The sequence below is a fragment of the Streptomyces sp. SID9727 genome (assembly GCF_010550605.1).
In the GTDB taxonomy this organism is placed as follows: domain Bacteria; phylum Actinomycetota; class Actinomycetes; order Streptomycetales; family Streptomycetaceae; genus Streptomyces.
This window is the reverse complement of sequence record NZ_JAAGNI010000390.1, coordinates 1-18,208: the sequence shown is the minus strand read 5'-3', so window position 1 is coordinate 18,208 and position 18,208 is coordinate 1. Positions and strand designations below refer to the sequence as shown.

Below are 18,208 nucleotides of genomic sequence, written 5' to 3'. Positions count from 1 at the left end.
GTCCGCGGCAGCTCGTACTCGCCCTGCCGCGCGACGGGCTTGCCGCCCTTCCCGCCGAAGCGGCGGTCCGGGGCCCCTGAGCGGCCGGCGCCCCGGGTGCGGAAGCCGCCGCCCGCGCGGGAGCCCGCCGAGCCCTGGCCACGGGAGCGGGAGGAGCGGTCGTGGAAGCGGGGGCTGCGGTCGCGGCTCAAGCGGAACCTTTTCGTCTGGGAAGGCGCGGCGGTCCCGCGGGTCTTTTCCGATGGTAACCGGGGCGGGTGCGGGGCGCCGGGCCCGGAAAAACACGCCCCGGACAAGGACACTGACCGGCCGGTCAGTTGATGACTGCCCGGGCAGGGGCCATAATGTGCGGGTAGCCCTTCACGCATCCCCCGTCGTGAAGGGCTACACCCCTTTGTGGGCGCGCGGCGGCGGCGCACACGGGCGTCTTCACGGGCAAGGGACTCCCCTCGTGGCCCCCTGCCCATGTTTTTTCGAGTTAACAGTGACGTAGAGTGTTTGCGCAAGCCCGCTCCGGGCACCGGATCAGATTGTTCCGCTTCACCTGCCCTCCGGGAGCCCGCCGGGAGGGCCGCGGTCCGCGGTTCGTTACAGTACGAGCCCGTTGACCGAATCGAGCGCCGCCCGGGGCCGGACAGGGGCCTGCGGCGGACGTGAACGTGGGGGCCGGATGGACAACGGCGAAGAGCGCGCGCCCGGGCTGCGGACGCTGCGCCAGAAGGTCGAGTACATGGTCGAGAAGACCTTTCCCGGCCGCAGGATCTCGGGCCGGTTCTTCGCCGACCTGGTCAAGGAGCGCGGCGGATCGCTCTCCCACAGCTACTTCTCCAACATCCTGGCCGGCAAGGTGACCCAGCCGTCCGAGGAGATCCTGAAGGCGCTCGGGCTGGGCTTCGGCGTGGACTGGCGGTTCTTCAAGGAGGAGTCCGAGGTCGTGGACGACGTCGTGGCCGGGCTCCAGTTCCTCGCCAAGCGCCGGACCGGCGAGATCAGCGGGCTCGCCGGACGCGGGCTCGACGAGGAAGGGCTGCCGCCGGAGCTGCTGCGGTTCGCGATGTCCCTGCTGCGGGACGCCGAGGAGCGCACGCCCCCGGCCGGCGGCGGACAGCAGGGCTGAGCCATGTCCCTGCGGAAGTTGCGGAGGGAGTGCGAGGAGGGGCTCGCGGAGCTGCCGCTGCCCTCTCCGTTCTCGATACCCGGCCTGGTGGCCAACATGGAGGCGGCCCGGGGCCGCACCATCGTGCTGCACGAGATGCCCGACCGGCTGGCGCGCGTCAACGCCGCCTGCGGGCTGCGGCTGAAGACCGGGGACACCAGCTTCGTGCTGTACCGCCGGCGCCCCACCGAGTACCAGACCCAGCACGTGATCCTGCACGAGCTGTGCCACGAGTGGTTCGACCACGGCACCTCGCTCGACGCGGAACAGCTCCAGCGGCTGCTGCCGGTCTTCGACACCTCGCTCATCTCCCGGATGGTCGGCCCGGACGCGGAGCTCGCCCCGGACGCCGTGCAGGCGCGCGCGCAGTACGACACCCACGACGAACGCATGGCCGAATTCGGTGCCTCGTTGATCCCCCGGATGGCCCGGGACGTCACGAGCGATGACATGGTGGGGCGGCTCGCCAACTCGCTCTCGCGTCCGGTCGCCCACCGCCGCGGCGGCCTGTTCCGGCGTCCGTAGCCTCCGTACCGCCCGACCGCGCATCCCCCCCCACCACCGAGGACTTCCGCCGTGACCCCGCTCGACCTCGCCGGCTATCTCATAGCGGGCCTGATGACAGCCGTCGCCCTGTGGCGCATGCCGGCCGCCCTGTGGGGTGACGAGGAGGACCGGCGCCGCCGGGCCCTGTGGGGGTGTTACGCGGGATTCGCGCTGGCGCTCTGGACGAAGACCCGGTTCGTGCGCGTCGGCCTCAACGACAGTCCGGTGACCGACCTGTCGGTCCTCATCAAGCACTACACCGCGACCATCGCGATTCTGGCCATTCTCAGCTACATCGTGGCGATCTACGGCCGGTACGAGGACGAGGGGGACATCCCCCGGCACGTACGGTTCGCCCGGCTCATCCAACAGGTCGCGGCCAAGGCGTCGGTCGCCACGCTGGTGCTGCTCACCGTGCTGTTCTTCACCGTGGTCGACCGCTCCACGCCCTCGGACCGCTTCGTCGCGGACCACGCCGGGCAGTGGGGCGCCACGCTGTACATGAGCGTCTTCTACCTCTACCTCGGCGCCGCGTCCGCCGTCTGCGCGTACCAGTGGGCGCTGGCCACCGGGAGCGCCCGGATGCGCCATCTGCGCGTCGGGCTCGGGATGATGACGTTCGCCATGTTCATCGGCGTCGGGTACACCGTCAGCCGGACGCTGTTCCTCTGGGTGAGCGTCGTGGACCGGCCGAGCGAGTCCTTCGCGCTGGACTTCGACGAGGTCACCGAGGCCGCCCAGGTCGTCCTGTTCCTCTTCTTCGCGGTCGGCGCCTCCATCCCGGCCCTGAGCAACGTCCGCCGCCGGGCCAAGCTCTGGCGGGCGCAGGTCCGGCTGCACGGCCTCTGGTACGAGCTGATGACCGCCTTCCCGGACCAGCCCTTCGAGCCCCCGCGCCCGCTGCGGCGCGAACTGGCCCGTTTCGACACGCCCGCCGACCTGCGCGTCGACCGCTGGGCCGCGGACATCGCGGACGCGGTCGAGAAGCTGCGCCACTACGTGCCGGACACCCTGCTGCCCGCCGCCGAGGCCGCCGCCGGGGGCGGTTCCGGGTCGCCGCTCGCCGACGCGTACTGGATCAGGGCGGCGCTGACCGCCCGGGCCGCAGGGGCGCCCGCCGGTGCGGCGGCGGCCGTGTCCACCCAGCACGCCACCGACCAGGACGGGGAGGTCGCCTGGCTGGTCCGGGTCGCGGCCGCGTACCGCACGGTGACCCCGGAGCGGGCCCGTCAGATCCTCGACATGTGTGACGCCACGGGCAAGGAGCAGCCGGCATGACCACCACTGACGCCACGGACCCCGCGACCGCCCCCGACCACACCCTGGCCCGGAGGGTGACCGACGTCCTCCAGCCCCGCAACCTGCTGCTCGTCGGCATGCTCGGCATCGGCCTCGCGGCGGCCGGGGACTGGACCGGCGTGCCCTGGGGACTGCTCGGCGCACTGTGCGCGGGGATCGTCCCCGCCGGGTACATCGAGTGGGAGCGGGGGCGCGGCACCTGGGGTGACCGCCATGTCGTGGACCGCACCAAGCGGGCGCCGATCTTCTTCGTGATCCTGGGCTCCATCGGCGCCGGTTCGGCGGTCATGGTGCTGGGCGGGGCGCCCACCGGCATCCTGGTCGCGATGCTCGCGCTGTGGGCGATGACGGTCGTGCTGCTGGCCGTCAACACGGTGTGGAAGATCTCCGTGGACGCCTCCGTGGCCTCGGCCGTGGTCGCCCTGCTCGCCGCCGTCCACTCGCCGTGGTGGCTCCTCGGGTACGCGATGGCGGCCGCCGTCTCCTGGTCGCGGGTGGCGCTCGGCTACCACACGGTCGGCCAGGTCACCGCGGGAACGGCGCTGGGCGCGGCGACGGCGGGGGCGTTCCTGTTCGGGTGACCCCGCTCAGGGCGCCGGGTCCGCGGCGTCCGGTTCGTCCCGGGTCCGCGAGGCCATGACCGCGATGTCGTCCTCGGCGTTGGGTCCGAAGCGTTCGAGCACCCGGTCCAGGAAGGTCTCCAGATCGCCGTTGTCCGGCAGGGCCAGCTCCCCCAGCCGGGCGACGCACGTGTCGATGTCCTCGCCGCGCCGCTCCACGAGCCCGTCGGTGTACATGAACAGCACCGTGCCCGGGCCGCACTCCATCACCGTGGACCGGTAACCGCCGAACCCGGTGCCGAGCGGCGGGGCCGCCGGGACGTCGCAGATCCGGGTGCCCACCGAGCCCGGATCGAGGAAGACCGGGGGCAGGTGGCCCGCGCTCGCCACCTCGCACTGCCCGCCGTCCGCGTTCACCACGGCGAGCAGGCAGGTCGCCGCCCGGTCGATCCCGGACCGCTCCACCATCCGGTCCAGCTGTTCCAGGATGCGGTGCGGGGGCAGTTCCTCGTCGGCCAGGAGGCGCAGCAGCGAGCGGTAGTGGCTCATCGCGACGGCCGCCTCGACGCCGTGCCCCATGACGTCGCCCATCGCCTTCAGATGCCGCCCGTCGGGCAGCGGGATGACGTCGAACCAGTCGCCGCCCACCAGGACGCTGCGGTCGGCCGGCAGATAGCGGGTGGCGACCTCGATGTGCGGGTGGGGCGGCCGGGGCTCGGAGAGCAGGGAGCGCTGGAGCTCCAGGGCGATGGTGTGCTCGTGGGTGAAGCGGCGGGCGTGGTCGAGATGGACTGCGGCCCGCCCGGCGAGCTCCCGGGCCACCACCACGTCGTCGTCCGAGAAGACGGGCGAGCCGCCGGCCCGGAGCAGGCCGAGCACACCGATCGGGGCCCCGCGCACCGAGATCGGCACGGCGACCGCCGAGTGCAGCCCGAGCTCCCGGTAGGCGGCGAGCCGCTCCGGGGTGGGCGCGGACCGGCTCAGCCGCTCGTCGTCGCTGATGTCCTCGACGACGGGCTGGTTGGTGGCCAGGCAGCGCGATACGGAGGCTTCCTCCTGGTAGTCGATGTAGTCGCCGGCCACCCCGAACCGGTCGACCTCTCCGCTCAGCCCGCGCACCGCGGACATGGCCGCGCGCCGCAGCCGCACCACGTCGGGCGGTGCCGGGCGCACCGGCGGGGCCACGTCCGGCGGGAAGACCTCGACGGCGGCGATGTCGGCGAGGCCGGGGACGACCAGGTCGGCCAGCTCGGCGCAGGTGGTGTCCATGTCGAGGGTGGTGCCGATGCGGGTGTTCGCGCTGTCGAGGAGCGAGAGGTGGCGCTGGGCCTGGGCGAGCCGGCGCTGTTCGTCGTCGGCCATGACCTCCAGCACGATCCCGACGACGCCGGCGACCCGGCCGTCCACCTCCAGGCGGTGGTAGGCCCCGTGCCAGTAGACCCGGGCGGTCCCCGACGCGGCGGGCAGCCGGCCGCTGGAGGTGACCTCACGCGCCCGGCCGTCCGCGAGCACCGCGCGCATCAGGTCCTCGCGGGCGTCGATGTCGGGCATGACCTCGCCGGGGCGGCGGCCGATGTGGGCGGCGGGCGGGAGGCCGTTGTGGCGTACGAGGGACGGGTTGACGTACACGTAGCGCAGCTCGGTGTCGAACACGCCCACGCCCGCCGTCGTGCCGTCGAGCACGGCGGCGAGCGCCGTGACGTCGATGGACGGCGGATGGTCGGCGTGCACTGGCAAGACGAACCTCCTGAGGCAGGGCGCGGGCCGCCTGCTGCCCGGCCCTTCATCCTCGGTCGCCCCGCCCGCTCCCGCATCCGCAGCACCGCCGGGTGGCGGGTGTCAGGACGTGCCCGAGGCGTAGGAGCCCGGAGTGGTGCCGAAGGCGTGGCGGAAGGACTGGATGAAGGCGCTCGGGCCGCTGTAGCCGCAGGCCACGGCCACCGAGGTGACCGAGCCGCCCGACGCGAGCAGGGTCAGCGCGTGGTGCAGGCGGAGCTGGGTGCGCCACTGCGGGAAGGACATCCCGGTCTCCGCGCGGAAGAGCCGGCTCAGGGTGCGGGGCGCCGCGCCGACGGCCGCGCCCAGCTCGGTGAGGGTCCGGCCGTCCGCCGGATCGTCCTGGAGGATGCGGGCGATGTCGCGCAGCCGGGCGTCGGCCGGGGTGGGCAGGCAGACGCCGAGCGGTTCGATCCGGCGGAGCTGGTCGAGCGCGACGCGCTCCAGGTTGCGCCGGCGGCGCGCGTCGCCGGTGAGTTCCGTGTCGTCGGTCAGGCAGGCCACGACCTCGCGCAGCAGCGGGGTGACGGCGAGGACGGTCGGCCGGTCGAGCCGGAGCGGGTTGTCGGCGGGGGCGAAGCTGAGCGCCCGCAGCTCGGTCGGCCCGTACGCGAGGTGCGCGTGGACGACGCCGGCCGGGATCCACACCGCCCGGTGCGGGGGCACGGCCCAGACGCCGAGCGGTGTGGCGACTTCGAGGAGCCCGCGCGAGGGGCAGACGAGCTGGTGCTCCAGATGGTGGTGGCTCCCGATGCGCTCCTGGTGCGCGAGCGGGACCCGGGCGGGGCCGTGCAGAGTGCGGCAGGTTGACGACACAAGCAGGCAGATTATCGCTAGCCCGCTCCGGTGCGCGGCCGGAATCCTCGAAGGGGACCTTCAGCGAGGAGCACCTTCATGACCACCGACAACGCCGCACCGCCCGGCGCCCCGCCCGCCGCGCCCGGCTCCGCCTGGCGGCGGATGCGGATGTGGGGCGCCGCGCACGCCGTGGACGACCTCTATCAGGGCCTGGTGCCCGCCTGCGTCCCCTACTTCGTGCTCGACCGGGGCTACAGCTATGTCGCCGCCTCCGGGCTGACCCTCGCGGCGGCCCTCGGCAGTTCGGTGCCGCAGCCGTTCATCGGGCTCGCGGTGGACCGCTACCGGCTGCCCCGGCTGGCGCCCGCCGGCCTCGCCGTCGCCGGGATCGGGCTCGGCCTGTCCGGTCTGGTGCGGCCGTACGCCGCCGTCTGGCTGCTGATCCTGCTCTCCGGGCTCGGCGTGGCGATGTTCCACCCTGCGGCGGGCAAGGCGGCCCGGGAGGCGGCGGGCGACAGCGCGTCCGCGATGAGCGTCTTCGCGGCGGGCGGCAGCGTCGGCTTCTTCCTGGCCCCGGTCCTGGCGACCCCGGCGCTCGTCGCGATGGGGGTCGGCGCGACGGCGCTGTTCATCCCGCCCGCCGTCCTGATGGCGTTCGTCCTGCTCCGGCACCGCCCGGCCGCCGCTCCGGTGCGCAGGGCGGGCCGGGCGGGGCAGGACCGGTGGCGGCCGTTCCTCTTCCTCACCGGGATCGAGGTGGTGCGCTCGGTGGCGTTCTTCGGCGCGATCACCTTCATCGAGCTGTTCTGGATCCGCCACCTCCACTCCGGCAAGGGCGTCGCCGGTGTCGCGCTCGCCTGCTTCCTGGTCGGCGGGGTCGCGGGCACGCTGCTCGGCGGCCGGATCGCGGACCGCGTCGGCATGGTCCGTACGGTGCAGCTGGGCGGCCTCGCCGCCGTACCGGCCCTGCTCGCCCTGCGGTTCACCCCGGGCACGCTGCTGCCGCTGGTCTTCGCGGTCCTGGCGGGGCTGGCGCTCAACGTGCCGTTCGCCGTCCTGGTGAAGCTGGGTCAGGACTACCTGCCGGGGCGCCCGGGCACGGCGGCCGGGGTCACGCTGGGCCTCGCCGTCAGCATCGGGGGCCTGATCGCCCCGGCGCTGGGTGCGGCGGCGCAGGCGTACGGGCCGCAGGGCGTGTTCACCATCCTGTGCGCCGTCCCCGTACTGGCCGTGCTCCTCGGCCTGTTCCTCACCGAACCGGAACCGTCCCCGGGTGGCTGACCGTCCCTGGTGACGGAGGCATGCTGTACGCGACACGGGCGGCACCACCGCCACCCGGGCGCAGCACACCGAAGGGCAGCACCCCATGGGATCGGCACCGCGACTCGGCTCACCCGTACCGGACTTCACCCTGGCGGGCGGCGTCCTCGCCGGGGACGCCTTCGCGCGGCGCGACTACTCGCTCGCGGACGCGCGCGGGCGGGCCCTGGTCCTCGCCTTCTACCCGGGCGACAACACCACCGTGTGCACGAAGCAGTTGTGCGCGTACTCCTCGGGCATGGAGACCTTCGAGGCGCTGGACGCGGAGGTGTGGGGGATCAGCCCGCAGGGTGTGGACAGCCACGAGTCGTTCGCCCTCGCCCATGGGCTGCGCATGCCGCTGCTGGCGGACCCGGGCCGGGAGACCGCCCGGGCCTTCGGCGTCGCGGCGCCCGGGATCGGGGTGCGGCGCGCGGTCTTCCTGATCGACGGCGAGGGGGTGCTGCGGTGGAAGCACGTGGCGCTTCTGGGGGCCACGTTCCAGTCCCTGGACTCCCTGGCCGACCATCTCTCCGGCATCAACAACCAGTAGAAGATTGCCGGGTTCCGGCAATGTCGCCTCGGGGGTGCGTATGGGACCATCCAGCCAGTTCGACGGAAAAGCAGCACAGGGACCGAGGGGCCGGGAGGGGTGAGCAGATGACCTTGTTTCTCGGTCTCGGCATCGCGGGGATCGCTCTGCTCGCTCTGTCGCTGATCTTCGACGGCATCCTGGAGGGCCTCTTCGGGGGCCTGCTGGAAGGCCTGTTCGGCGGGCTCGTCTCCCTTCCGGTGATCGCCGGCTTCCTGTCGATGCTCGGCTTCGGCGGCGCCATCGTGCTCGGCACGACCGGTGCGGGCACCCTCGTCGCCACGGTGGCGGGGGTCGCGGCCGGACTGGTCGCCGCCCTGCTGACCTGGAAGTTCAGCCGCGCCCTGATGCGGGACCAGACCGACGCGACGCCGCGCAGCGAGGACCTGGTCGGCACGTCGGGGTCGGTGGTCACCGCGATCCCGGCCGACGGCTACGGCGAGGTCCTGCTCCGCCTCGGCGGCCAGCTCGTGAAGCTGTCCGCGAGGAGTACGGTGCCGGTCTCGCGCGGCGCCGAGGTCTGGGTCGAGGCGTCGCTCTCCAGCACCTCGGTGTCGGTCCGCCCCGTCGAACGCTGACCGGTACGCCCGGCCCCAACACCGCTCGTCTCACGACTGCCCCCGTCAGGGGGCAGAGGGGGAAACCGCATGAGTCCCGTAATGATCGCGATCGTCGGAGTCGTCGTACTCCTCTTCCTGCTCGCCCTCGCCGTGATCACCCGCTACAAGGTGGCCGGTCCCAGCCAGGCGTTCATCATCACCGGCCGCCGGGGCAAGAAGTCCGTCGACCCGGTGACCGGCCGGACCAGCATCGACAACAGCGGCCAGAAGGTCGTCGTCGGCGGCGGCGTCTTCGTCGTGCCGTTCGTCCAGCAGAAGTTCACCCTGGACCTGTCCAGCCGGCACATCCCGGTGGCCGTGCGCGGCGCCGTCACCCTGCGCGGCGTCAAGGCGCACCTCGAAGGCGTCGCGATCGTCAAGGTCGGCGGCAGCGAGGACGCGATCCGGGCCGCCGCCCAGCGCTTCCTGCGCCAGCAGGACGGCATCGTCGGCTTCACCCAGGAGGTGCTGTCCGGCGCGCTGCGCGCCATCGTCGGCCGGATGTCCGTGGAGGACATCATCCGCGACCGCGCCGCGTTCGCCGGCCAGGTGGCGGAGGAGGCCGAGGCGAGCCTGTCCGGCCAGGGCCTGATCCTGGACGCCTTCCAGATCCAGGACATCACCACCGAGGGCTCCTACCTGGAGGACCTGGGCCGCCCCGAGGCCGCTCGCGCCAAGCAGGAGGCCGACATCGCGGAGGCCATCGCCCGCCGCGCCTCGGAGCAGGCCCGGCTGAAGGCGGCCGAGGAGATCGCGATCGCCGAGCGGACGTTCTACCTGAAGCAGGCCGAGATCAAGGCCGAGACGGAGGCCGCCGCCGCCAAGGCCAACGCCGCCGGTCCGCTCGCCGAGGCCGCCCGCCGGCAGGAAGTGCTCACCGAGCAGGAGAAGGTCGCCGAGCGCCAGGCCGCGCTGACCGACCGCGAGCTCGACACCAAGGTCCGCAAGCCCGCCGACGCCGCCCGCTACCAGGCCGAGCAGGAGGCGGAGGCCCGCCGCATCGCCCAGGTCAAGGAGGCCGAAGCGGCCGCCGAGCGCGCCCGGCTCACCGGGCAGGGCGAGAAGCTGCACCGCTCCGCGCTCGCCGAGGCGGTCCGCATCGAGGGTGAGGCGGAGGCCGCCGCCATCGCGGCGCGCGGTTCGGCCGAGGCCGAGGCCATGCGGAAGAAGGCCGACGCCTTCGCGCAGTACGGCGACGCGGCCGTGCTCCAGATGCTCGTCGAGGTGCTGCCCCAGGTCGTCGCCAAGGCCGCCGAGCCGATGAGCGCGATCGACAAGATGACCGTCATCTCCACGGACGGCGCGAGTCAGCTGTCCCGTACGGTCACGGACAACGTCGCCCAGGGCATGGAACTGCTCAGCTCCACCACCGGGGTCGACCTCGCCGCGCTGCTCCAGAGCCTCAAGGGCGCGGGACCGAAGCCGGCCGCCGCCGAGCCGGTGGTCCAGGCCCCGGCGGCCTCGCCGGAGAAGAACGGGAAGATCGAGATCAGCGACTGATCCGCAGCGACCAGACCCGCGTGCCCGGCCGGTTGCGCAACCGGCCGGGCCTTCGTGTGCCGGGGCGCGGGACGCAGCGGGACGGTGGCCGGAAAGCGCCCCTCGGGGGTGGCGCATACCTCCGGATAAGGTAATGCGGGTCTAAAGAGATCACCAAGTGCCTCGCGCGTACCGCGCCCCTCGGGAGGAAGCCATGGGAACCCACCGCACCACGCTGCCCGGAGTCGGCGTCCAGTACGACTACACGACCGAGTCGGGGCAGCACATCTCCGTGGTGGTCCACCACGACGGTCGGCGGTTCATCGGCTTCTACGACCAGGACGACCCTGATTCGTGCCGGCTCTCCGTCCCCCTGACTCCACAGGAGGCGACCGGGCTCGCCCACCTCATCGACGCGGCGCCCATCGACGCCGTACGGACCGAGGGGATCGACCTGGTCACCGAGCACATCCCGCTCGGCACCCGCTCGCCGTACGGCGGCCGGCTGCTCGGCGACACCAAGGCGCGGACCCGGACCGGCGCCTCGATCGTGGCGGTGCTGCGCACCCACAGCGCGCATCCGTCACCCGGGCCGGACTTCCGGCTTGCCATCGGCGACACGCTCGTCGCCGTCGGAACGCGCGAGGGCGTCGACACGCTCTCCGAGATCATCGCGGAGGGCTGACCGTGCACGACACGACCGCACTGCTGGTGGAGCTCGGCTCCGTCATTCTGGGACTCGGCATCATCGGACGGTTCGCCGGCCGGATAGGACTCTCGCCGATCCCCCTCTATCTGCTGGCCGGGCTGGCCTTCGGCGAGGGCGGGCTGCTGCCGCTCGGGGCCAGCGAGGAGTTCACCGCCGTCGGCGCCGAGATCGGCGTCATCCTGCTGCTGCTCCTGCTGGGCCTCGAATACAGCGCCTCCGAGCTGGTGACCAGTCTCAAGACGCAGTACCCGTCCGGAGCCGTGGACTTCGTGCTCAACGCGACCCCGGGCGCGGTCGCCGCGCTGCTGCTGGGCTGGGGCCCGGTCGGCGCCGTCGCGCTCGCCGGTGTCACCTGGATCTCCTCCTCCGGTGTGATCGCGAAGGTCCTCGCGGACCTGGGACGCCTCGGCAACCGGGAGACCCCGGTCATCCTCGGGGTGCTGGTCATCGAGGACCTGTCGATGGCGGTCTACCTGCCGCTGCTCACCGCGATGCTCGCGGGCGTCGGCTTCGCCGGCGGCAGCATCGCCCTGCTGATCGCACTCGGCACGGTCGGCCTGGTGCTCTACCTGGCGCTGCGGCACGGCCGGCTGATCAGCCGCGCGGTCTCCTCCGACAATCCGGAGATGCTGCTGCTCGTCGTGCTCGGGCTGACCGTCCTGGTCGCCGGGGTGGCCCAGCAGCTCCAGGTGTCGGCCGCCGTGGGCGCGTTCCTCGTCGGCATCGCGCTCTCCGGCGAGGTCGCGGAGGGCGCGCGCAAGCTGCTGACCCCGCTGCGGGACCTGTTCGCCGCCGTCTTCTTCGTGTTCTTCGGGCTCTCCACCAACCCGGCCGAGATCCCGCCGGTGCTGCTGCCGGCCGCGCTGCTCGCCGTCGTCACCGTCTTCACGAAGATCGGCACCGGCTGGTACGCGGCCCGGCGCGCCGGCATCGGACCGCGCGGGCGCTGGCGGGCGGGCGGCACGCTCGTCGCGCGCGGCGAGTTCTCCATCGTCATCGCCGGTCTGGCCGTGGCGACGGAGCCCCGCATCGGTCCCATCGCCACCGCGTACGTCCTGATCCTGGTCATCGTCGGCCCGCTCACCGCGCGCTGGACCCAGCCGGTGGTCGAACGCGTCCAGAAGTGGCGCGGCAAGGACGGGGCGCCCGCCGCTCCCGCGGGCAACGCCCCGGTCCCCCCGGCCCGGGAAGAGGTCTCCGCCTCGTCCGAATGAGGCCCCGCCTCGTCCGGGTGAGGCCCCGCCTCGTCCGGGTGAGGCCCCGCCCCGTCCGGGGCAGCCGGGCCGTACGGCGTCAGGCCCCCGCCGGCAGGTCCCGCGCCCAGCCCAGCGGGTAGGCGTCGGCCCCCTCCGCGGGGGCCGCCGCCTCGCCGCCCGCGTCGGTGAACGCCCGCAGCGCGTCGATCAGCGCGGCGCGCTGCGCGGGCGCGATGCGCTCCACGATCGAGGCGACCTCCCGGCGGCGGCCGGCCGTGACCTCCTCGACCAGCCGGTGGCCCTCGGGCGTCACCCGCAGCACCGTCTCCCGGCGGTTGGCCGGGTTGACCTGACGCTCCGCGAGGCCCGCAGCGATCAGCCGGTCGAGCATCCGCATCGCGGTCGAGGGGTTCACGCCGAGGCGCTCCGCGAGGGTGACGAGCTTGGCCTCCCCGTGCGTGGAGAGCACCACGAGCAGCCGGAACTGGGGCAGCGTCACCCGGTCCTCGACCGCCGCGAGGGACCGGGCGGACACCGCGACCAGCAGTCTCGACGCGGTCAGCACCGCGCGCGTCACCGCGTCGACGTCGTCCCGGTCCGGGGCGGTCGGGGGGTCATCGGGTGCCTGTCCGTGCGCGGCCATGCCCCTTTCTACCGCGCCCGGCGTGCGGACTCGAACCGGCGGACATCCGATACGCAACCGCCGCCCAACCGGTACCGGACCGACAGCGGCGCGCACTGGCCCCGACGTTTGGATTGTGCAACGTTTGCATAGTGACGCATGAATCCGCGGCTTCGCCCGCTCCCCGGCGCCCGGCCCCGCCGACCGGCTGGCGGCGCACTGCCTTCCGGCTTCCGATCCACATGTTCCGCATGGGACTCGGGCCGCTCTTCAGGGGCCGGCTGCTGCTGCTCGTCCACACCGGCCGCGTCTCGGGCCTCCCCCGCCGGACCGCCATCGAGGTCGTGGAGGCGGGCACCCACGAGGGCCGGGCCTGCTGGACCGTCGCCTCGGGGTTCGGACCGGGCGCGGACTGGTTCCGCAACCTGGAGCGCACCCCGCACGCCACGGTGCAGGCCGGCCGGCGGTTCCACGCGGTGACCGCGCACGTGCTGACCCCCGAGGAGGGCGGCGAGCTGATGGTGCGGTACGCGCCCCGCCACCCCCGGGTGGCCCGCCGGCTCTGCGCGTACATGGGTTTCGAGGTGGACGGCAGCGCGGAGGACTACCGGCGGGTGGGCGAGTCGATCCCGTTCGTCCGGCTCACCGAGGGCGCGAGGCGCTGACCCTCACGCTCGGGCCGGCTCCTCCGCGAGGTGCGGGCGGGGCGCGCCGGGCCGGTACAGGAACAGGGTGACGACGAGCCCGAGGGCGAAGAAGCCCGCGGACCACCAGTACGCGGTGGCGTAGCTGTCCAGCTGGGCCCGGGCGACGACGGGCGGGGTCGGCCTGCGGCCCACCAGGTAGTGCGTGGCGGCGCTGGTGGCGAGGGTGTTGAGCAGGGCCGTGCCGATGGAGCCGCCGACCTGCTGGCTGGTGTTGACCATCGCCGAGGCCACTCCGGCGTCCCGCGCCCCGACGCCCGCGGTGGCCAGGTTCATCGCCGTGGCGAAGACGGCGCCGAGGCCGATGCCCAGGCAGAGCAACGGCGGCAGCACATGGGCGGCGTAGCCGCTGTCCAGGTCCAGGGCGGTCAGCCACACCATCGCGGCGGCCGCGATGCCCATCCCGGTCGGGACGATCGGCTTGGCACCGAACCGCAGCAGCAGCACATTCGTCGTCGTCACCGACGAGGCGATCATGCAGGCGACCATCGGCAGGAAGGCGAGCCCGGTGGAGACCGGCGAGTAGCCCAGGCTCTTCTGCAGGTAGTAGGTGAGGAAGAGGAAGACGCCGAACATCCCGCCGCCGGAGATGAACATCGCGAGGAACGACGCCGCCCGGTCCCGGTCCAGCACCACCCGCATCGGCAGCAGCGGATGCGCCGCCCTGGTCTGCCACCACGCGAAAGCCGCCACCAGCACCGCGCCCGCCACCAGGAACACCCAGGTCAGCGGCGAACTCCAGGCGTGCGACTCGGCCTGGGAGAAGCCGTAGACGATGCAGAAGAGACCGGCCGAGACCAGCAGCGTCCCCGGGACGTCGAGCCGGGGCCGGTCGGCCGGCGCGCCCGCCGTCAGCAGCCGCCAGCCGCCCGTGAACGCGAGGAACGCGATGACCAGGTTGACGTACAGGCACCATCGCCAGTCCAGGTACTCCGTCAGCACCCCGCCGAGCAGCAGCCCCACCGCACCGCCCGCCCCCGCGATGGCACCGTAGATCCCGAACGCCTTGGCCCGTTCCCTGGGCACGGTGAACGTCGTCGTGAGCAGCGACAGCGCCGCCGGGGCGAGCAGCGCGCCGAACAGGCCCTGGAGGGCGCGGGCCAGCACCAGGACCTCGAAGCTCGGGGCGGCACCGCCGATCGCGGAGGCGACCGCGAAGCCGACGAGCCCGGTCAGGAAGACCACCCGGCGGCCCACCAGGTCGGCGATGCGTCCGCCGAGCAGCAGCAGCGAGCCGAAGGCGAGGGCGTACGCCGTCACGATCCACTGCCGGTTGCCGTCGCTGAAGCCGAGGTCCTGCTGGGCGGAGGGCAGCGCGATGTTCACGATCGTCGCGTCGAGCACCACCATCAGCTGGGCCAGGCCGATCACCCCGAGCACCCACCAGCGGTGGGACGGGTGCTCCTCACGAGGGTTCGCCCGGCGGGTTCCTGTTTCCCGGGGACCTGCTTCACGGGCCATGGGGCGGATCTCCCTCGCTGCGCGCACCGCCGGAATCCCCCGGCTGATCACGCTAGGCGGAGGGCGCCGGTCCCGCATGTGGAGCCGTTCGGACGGGCGGGTACGGCTGGCCGGGTGGGCGCGGTGGACACGCAGAACGCAAACTGTTGATCACACATGGTGACTGCTATCTCTGCTGTGCATGACCCGCAGACACCCCTCGTCGCCGCTGGGCGGATCCGTACGGGCCCCCCGGCTCGTCGCCGCGGCGCTGGCCCTCGCCCTCGGCGTGGCCGGCCCCCTGGCCTCCACCGGCCAACTCGCCCACGCGCAGCCGCGCCAAGGCGGCTCCACCTTGCTCGATGAGACCTTCACCCGGGCCACGGCCCCGGACTTCACCGGGGTCGGCTCGGCCTGCCTCACCGGAGCGCCCCAGGCCGACGCCCTGCCGGGGCCCGGCAGCCACCCGCTCGGGGGCTGCACGGTGGGCGTCGGCCCCGTACCGCCCAACGACGCCGCCCCGCGCGGCTATCTGCGGCTGACGGACTCCGCCAACGACCAGTCCGGCGCAGTCCTCTACAACCACGCGCTGCCCGCCGGCGACGGTCTGGACGTCACCTTCGACCAGTGGCAGTACGGCACCACCACGGGCGCCATCGCGCCGGCCGACGGCATCTCGTTCTTCCTGGTCGACGGTGACGCGGAGCTGACCCACCCCGGCGCCTTCGGCGGCAGCCTCGGGTACGCGCAGAAGCTGCCCGACGACGACCCGACCGCCGAGTTCCTTCCCGGTGTGGACCGCGGCTATCTGGGAGTCGGGCTCGACGTCCTCGGCAACTACTTCGGCGACTGGGAACACCGGGGCAACGGCTGCCCGCCCGACCAGCGCTCACCCGCGGGCACGGCGTTCCACGTGCCCGCACCCGGGCCGAACATGGTCACGCTGCGCGGCCCCGGCGACGGCATCGAGGGTTACTGCTTCCTCACCGCCACCACCAGCAACTTCTCGACCACCGGCCCCTGGCCGTCGACCCTCCCCGGAGAACTGCAGGGGCCGACCACCGAGGTGTCGAGCGATCCCGTCCAGGCCGAGCAGGACCTCGAGCCCTCGCGCCGCCGCGTGCACGTGGTGATCACCCCGGCACCGGACCCGCAGGTCACCGTGTCCATCGACTTCAACGACGGCAACGGCTCCCAGCAGGTCCTCCAGGCCGACGCGCCGAGCCCCGTACCCGCGACCTACAAGTTCGGATTCGCCGCCTCCACCGGTCTGTTCACGGACACCCACCTCATCCGCAATGTGGCCGTGCGCACCGAACGGCCGCTGCCCCGGCTGCATCTCGTGAAGCAGGTCGTGCAGCCGCTGCCCGGCGACCTGACGGCCGGCTCGCAGGTGCCCTACGAGTTCGTGGTCACCAACTCGGGAGGCACGGACATCGACGACCTCGTCGTCGACGACCCGAAAGTCGGCCCGGTCTCCTGCCCCGTGACGCGTCTCGCGCCCGGTGAGACGGTCACCTGCACGGCGACGTACACGGTGACGGCCGCCGACGTCACCAACGGCTCGATCGACAACACCGCCATGGCGACGGGTACGTCAGGTGGCGACCCGGTCGCCTCCCCGCCCTCGTCGGAGACCGTGCCGATCGAGCGGTCGCCCGGCATCTCGGTCGAGAAGCGGGTCGAGACCCCCGGCCCGTACGCGGTCGGGCAGACGGTCACGTACGTCTACACCGTCCGCAACACCGGCGGGGTGGAGCTGACCGGTGTCGCCGTCCACGACGACCACGTCACGGACATCACCTGCGAGTCGACCACGCTCGCCCCGGCGGAGGAGGCCGGTGACAGCACCACCTGCACCGGCACCTACACGATCACCGCGGCCGACGGTACGGCCGGTTCCGTGACCAACACCGCCACGGCGACCGGTACGGCGGACGGGGAGACCGTCACCTCGCCGGAGACGTATCAGACCCTCCCCGTCGGGCAGCCCCATCTGACGCTGCACAAGCAGGTCGTCTCCCAGGGCCCCTTCCGGGTCGGCACCGAGGTCCGGTACGCGTACACGGTCACCAACACCGGCAGCACCCAGCTGCACGACGTGCACGTGGCGGACAACCGTGTCGCCTCGGTGATCTGTGACGCGACCACGCTGGCGCCCGGGGCGAGCACCACCTGCCACGGCACCTACCGCATCACCCGGGCGGACATCGACCTCTGCCGGCAGAGCGGCACCCGCGGCGGCGACGGCGGTGGCAAGGGCACCGTCAAGTGCCGGATCACCAACGTCGCCCAGGCCGGTGCCACGGGCCCGCAGGGCGAAGAGATCGCCAGCGACACCGCCTCGGCCACGGTCACCGTGACGGTCAAGCCCAAGAAGTGCAGGTGTCACAAGCACGAGGGCAAGCAGCACAGCGGCGGCTGACCCACCCCGCGCACCGATCGGCGCCGCACCCTCCCAGGGGCGGCGCCGATCCGTGTGCCGGCCGGTAGTCCCGCCTGCCGCGCCCGCCCCGCGGGCGGACGGCGCCGCTTTCGCGACACGCCTCAGACCTCCTTGGCGGGCCAGTCCAGCAGCCTGGCGCCGATCACCGCGGTCTGGAGCGTGTAGCGGTGCTGGGGGTCCGCCGGGTCGGAGCCGGTCAGCTGGTGGATGCGTTCCAGCCGGTACGTGAGGGCCCGGACGCTCAGCGAGAGACGGCGGGCGGTCTCGGCGGCGACACAGCCCGCGTCGAAGTACACCGACAGCGTCCTGAGGAGTGGTTCGGCGCCGCCCCGGGCCTGCCGGAGCGGGCCCAGCTCGCTGCGCACGAGATCGGCCATGGCCTGCCGGTCCCGGGTCAGCACCGGGTAGACCAGCAGGTCGGCGGCGTAGAGCACGGGGTCGTCCAAGTCCATCCGGTCCGCCAGGTCCAGCGCGTCCAGCGCCTCGTCGTACGACTGGACGACGCCGCCGGGGCCCCGGTGGGGGCGGCCGACGGCGACCCGGCCGCCGTCCGTCGCCGCGTGGGCCTGCTTCGCGAAGTAGCGCAGGACGTCGGGCTGGCTGCCGGGCGCGACGCACACCATGCGTCCGTCCTTCGTGGTGAGCAGGATCTTGCGCCCGCTGAACCGGGCCAGCATCGCCGACTCCACCTGCCGGGGCACCGCCTCCGTCTCGGTGTACGCCTCCGGGCCCGTCGCCACCGCCACGGCGTGGGCGCGTGAGAGGCGCAGCCCGAAGCGGGTGGCCCGCTCGGCGAGCCGGCCCAGATCGCTGCGCCCGTACAGGAGGTCGTCGATGAACTCGCGCCTGGCGGCCTCCTCGCGGCGCACGGTGAGGCGCTGGGCGCGCTCGAAGCCGTCGGCGAACGCGTCGACCGCCTGCTCCATCGCGGCCAGCGCGCTGTCGGCGGAGGCGGCCACGGCGGCGGGGGTCGCGCCGGGGGCGGGG

Annotated in this window: 17 protein-coding genes and 1 pseudogene; 12 read left to right on the top strand and 6 right to left on the bottom strand. The window is 73.2% G+C overall.

What is annotated here, in order from left to right:
* Positions 1-191: pseudogene (locus tag G3I41_RS27685) on the bottom strand (ATP-dependent helicase); the annotation flags it as partial.
* A 479-nt stretch (positions 192-670) separates the two neighbouring features.
* Between G3I41_RS27685 and G3I41_RS27680 the strand changes: the two are divergent.
* Genes G3I41_RS27680 through G3I41_RS27665 form a run of 4 tightly spaced genes read left to right on the top strand, consistent with a single transcriptional unit; the run spans position 671 to position 3,582 of the window.
* Positions 671-1,117 carry a hypothetical protein gene (locus tag G3I41_RS27680; protein WP_164403102.1) on the top strand — a complete coding sequence of 149 codons (447 nt, stop codon included), beginning with the start codon at positions 671-673 and terminating at the stop codon, positions 1,115-1,117.
* Positions 1,118-1,120: 3 nt separating this feature from the next.
* Positions 1,121-1,681, top strand: coding sequence for a toxin (locus tag G3I41_RS27675; RefSeq protein ID WP_164403101.1), 561 nt, complete (start codon positions 1,121-1,123; stop codon positions 1,679-1,681).
* 51 nt (positions 1,682-1,732) lie between these two features.
* Positions 1,733-2,980: an MAB_1171c family putative transporter gene (locus G3I41_RS27670; RefSeq protein WP_164403100.1), complete on the top strand. Its 1,248-nt coding sequence runs from the start codon at positions 1,733-1,735 to the stop codon at positions 2,978-2,980.
* On the top strand, positions 2,977-3,582 hold the full coding sequence (locus G3I41_RS27665; RefSeq protein ID WP_164403099.1) for a hypothetical protein: 606 nt from the start codon (positions 2,977-2,979) through the stop codon (positions 3,580-3,582). Before G3I41_RS27670 ends, G3I41_RS27665 begins: the two co-directional genes overlap by 4 nt.
* A 6-nt stretch (positions 3,583-3,588) precedes the next feature.
* Here the strand turns inward: G3I41_RS27665 and G3I41_RS27660 are convergent, their stop codons facing one another.
* Positions 3,589-5,298 (bottom strand): SpoIIE family protein phosphatase, encoded by a 1,710-nt coding sequence (locus G3I41_RS27660; protein ID WP_164403098.1) that lies wholly within the window; start codon positions 5,296-5,298, stop codon positions 3,589-3,591.
* A 102-nt stretch (positions 5,299-5,400) separates the two neighbouring features.
* Positions 5,401-6,153 (bottom strand): helix-turn-helix transcriptional regulator, encoded by a 753-nt coding sequence (locus G3I41_RS27655; RefSeq protein ID WP_164403097.1) that lies wholly within the window; start codon positions 6,151-6,153, stop codon positions 5,401-5,403.
* 78 nt (positions 6,154-6,231) lie between these two features.
* Here G3I41_RS27655 and G3I41_RS27650 point away from each other — a divergent pair, with 78 nt between their 5' ends.
* From G3I41_RS27650 to G3I41_RS27625, 6 genes are all read left to right on the top strand, one after another.
* The gene (locus G3I41_RS27650) at positions 6,232-7,416 is read left to right on the top strand and encodes an MFS transporter (RefSeq protein WP_164403096.1); all 1,185 of its coding nucleotides are present in this window, start codon (positions 6,232-6,234) and stop codon (positions 7,414-7,416) included.
* A gap of 85 nt (positions 7,417-7,501) precedes the next feature.
* The gene (locus G3I41_RS27645; RefSeq protein ID WP_164403095.1) at positions 7,502-7,987 is read left to right on the top strand and encodes a peroxiredoxin; all 486 of its coding nucleotides are present in this window, start codon (positions 7,502-7,504) and stop codon (positions 7,985-7,987) included.
* Positions 7,988-8,094: 107 nt separating this feature from the next.
* The gene (locus tag G3I41_RS27640; RefSeq protein WP_164403094.1) at positions 8,095-8,604 is read left to right on the top strand and encodes a hypothetical protein; all 510 of its coding nucleotides are present in this window, start codon (positions 8,095-8,097) and stop codon (positions 8,602-8,604) included.
* Positions 8,605-8,673: 69 nt separating this feature from the next.
* Entirely contained in the window at positions 8,674-10,125 is a 1,452-nt protein-coding gene (locus G3I41_RS27635; RefSeq protein ID WP_203601745.1) for a flotillin family protein, read from the top strand.
* Between the two features lie 193 nt (positions 10,126-10,318).
* Positions 10,319-10,789, top strand: coding sequence for a TrkA C-terminal domain-containing protein (locus tag G3I41_RS27630; RefSeq protein ID WP_072487793.1), 471 nt, complete (start codon positions 10,319-10,321; stop codon positions 10,787-10,789).
* 2 nt (positions 10,790-10,791) lie between these two features.
* Complete coding sequence (locus G3I41_RS27625; RefSeq protein ID WP_164403093.1) at positions 10,792-12,027, top strand: cation:proton antiporter; 1,236 nt, start codon at positions 10,792-10,794, stop codon at positions 12,025-12,027.
* A gap of 79 nt (positions 12,028-12,106) precedes the next feature.
* Here the strand turns inward: G3I41_RS27625 and G3I41_RS27620 are convergent, their stop codons facing one another.
* Complete coding sequence (locus G3I41_RS27620) at positions 12,107-12,652, bottom strand: MarR family transcriptional regulator (RefSeq protein WP_164403092.1); 546 nt, start codon at positions 12,650-12,652, stop codon at positions 12,107-12,109.
* Positions 12,653-12,783: 131 nt separating this feature from the next.
* Here G3I41_RS27620 and G3I41_RS27615 point away from each other — a divergent pair, with 131 nt between their 5' ends.
* The gene (locus tag G3I41_RS27615) at positions 12,784-13,296 is read left to right on the top strand and encodes a nitroreductase family deazaflavin-dependent oxidoreductase (RefSeq protein WP_164403091.1); all 513 of its coding nucleotides are present in this window, start codon (positions 12,784-12,786) and stop codon (positions 13,294-13,296) included.
* A gap of 3 nt (positions 13,297-13,299) precedes the next feature.
* Here G3I41_RS27615 and G3I41_RS27610 read toward each other — a convergent pair whose 3' ends face one another.
* Positions 13,300-14,796 (bottom strand): MFS transporter, encoded by a 1,497-nt coding sequence (locus G3I41_RS27610; RefSeq protein WP_203601743.1) that lies wholly within the window; start codon positions 14,794-14,796, stop codon positions 13,300-13,302.
* Between the two features lie 181 nt (positions 14,797-14,977).
* On the opposite strand from G3I41_RS27610, the gene G3I41_RS27605 reads away from it, so the two are divergent.
* Positions 14,978-17,200, top strand: a complete 2,223-nt coding sequence (locus G3I41_RS27605; protein WP_164403090.1) for a hypothetical protein — start codon at positions 14,978-14,980, stop codon at positions 17,198-17,200.
* Between the two features lie 122 nt (positions 17,201-17,322).
* On the opposite strand, the gene G3I41_RS27600 is transcribed toward G3I41_RS27605, so the two are convergent.
* A partial coding sequence (locus G3I41_RS27600) for a helix-turn-helix domain-containing protein (protein WP_164403089.1) occupies positions 17,323-18,208 on the bottom strand: 886 nt, incomplete at its 5' end.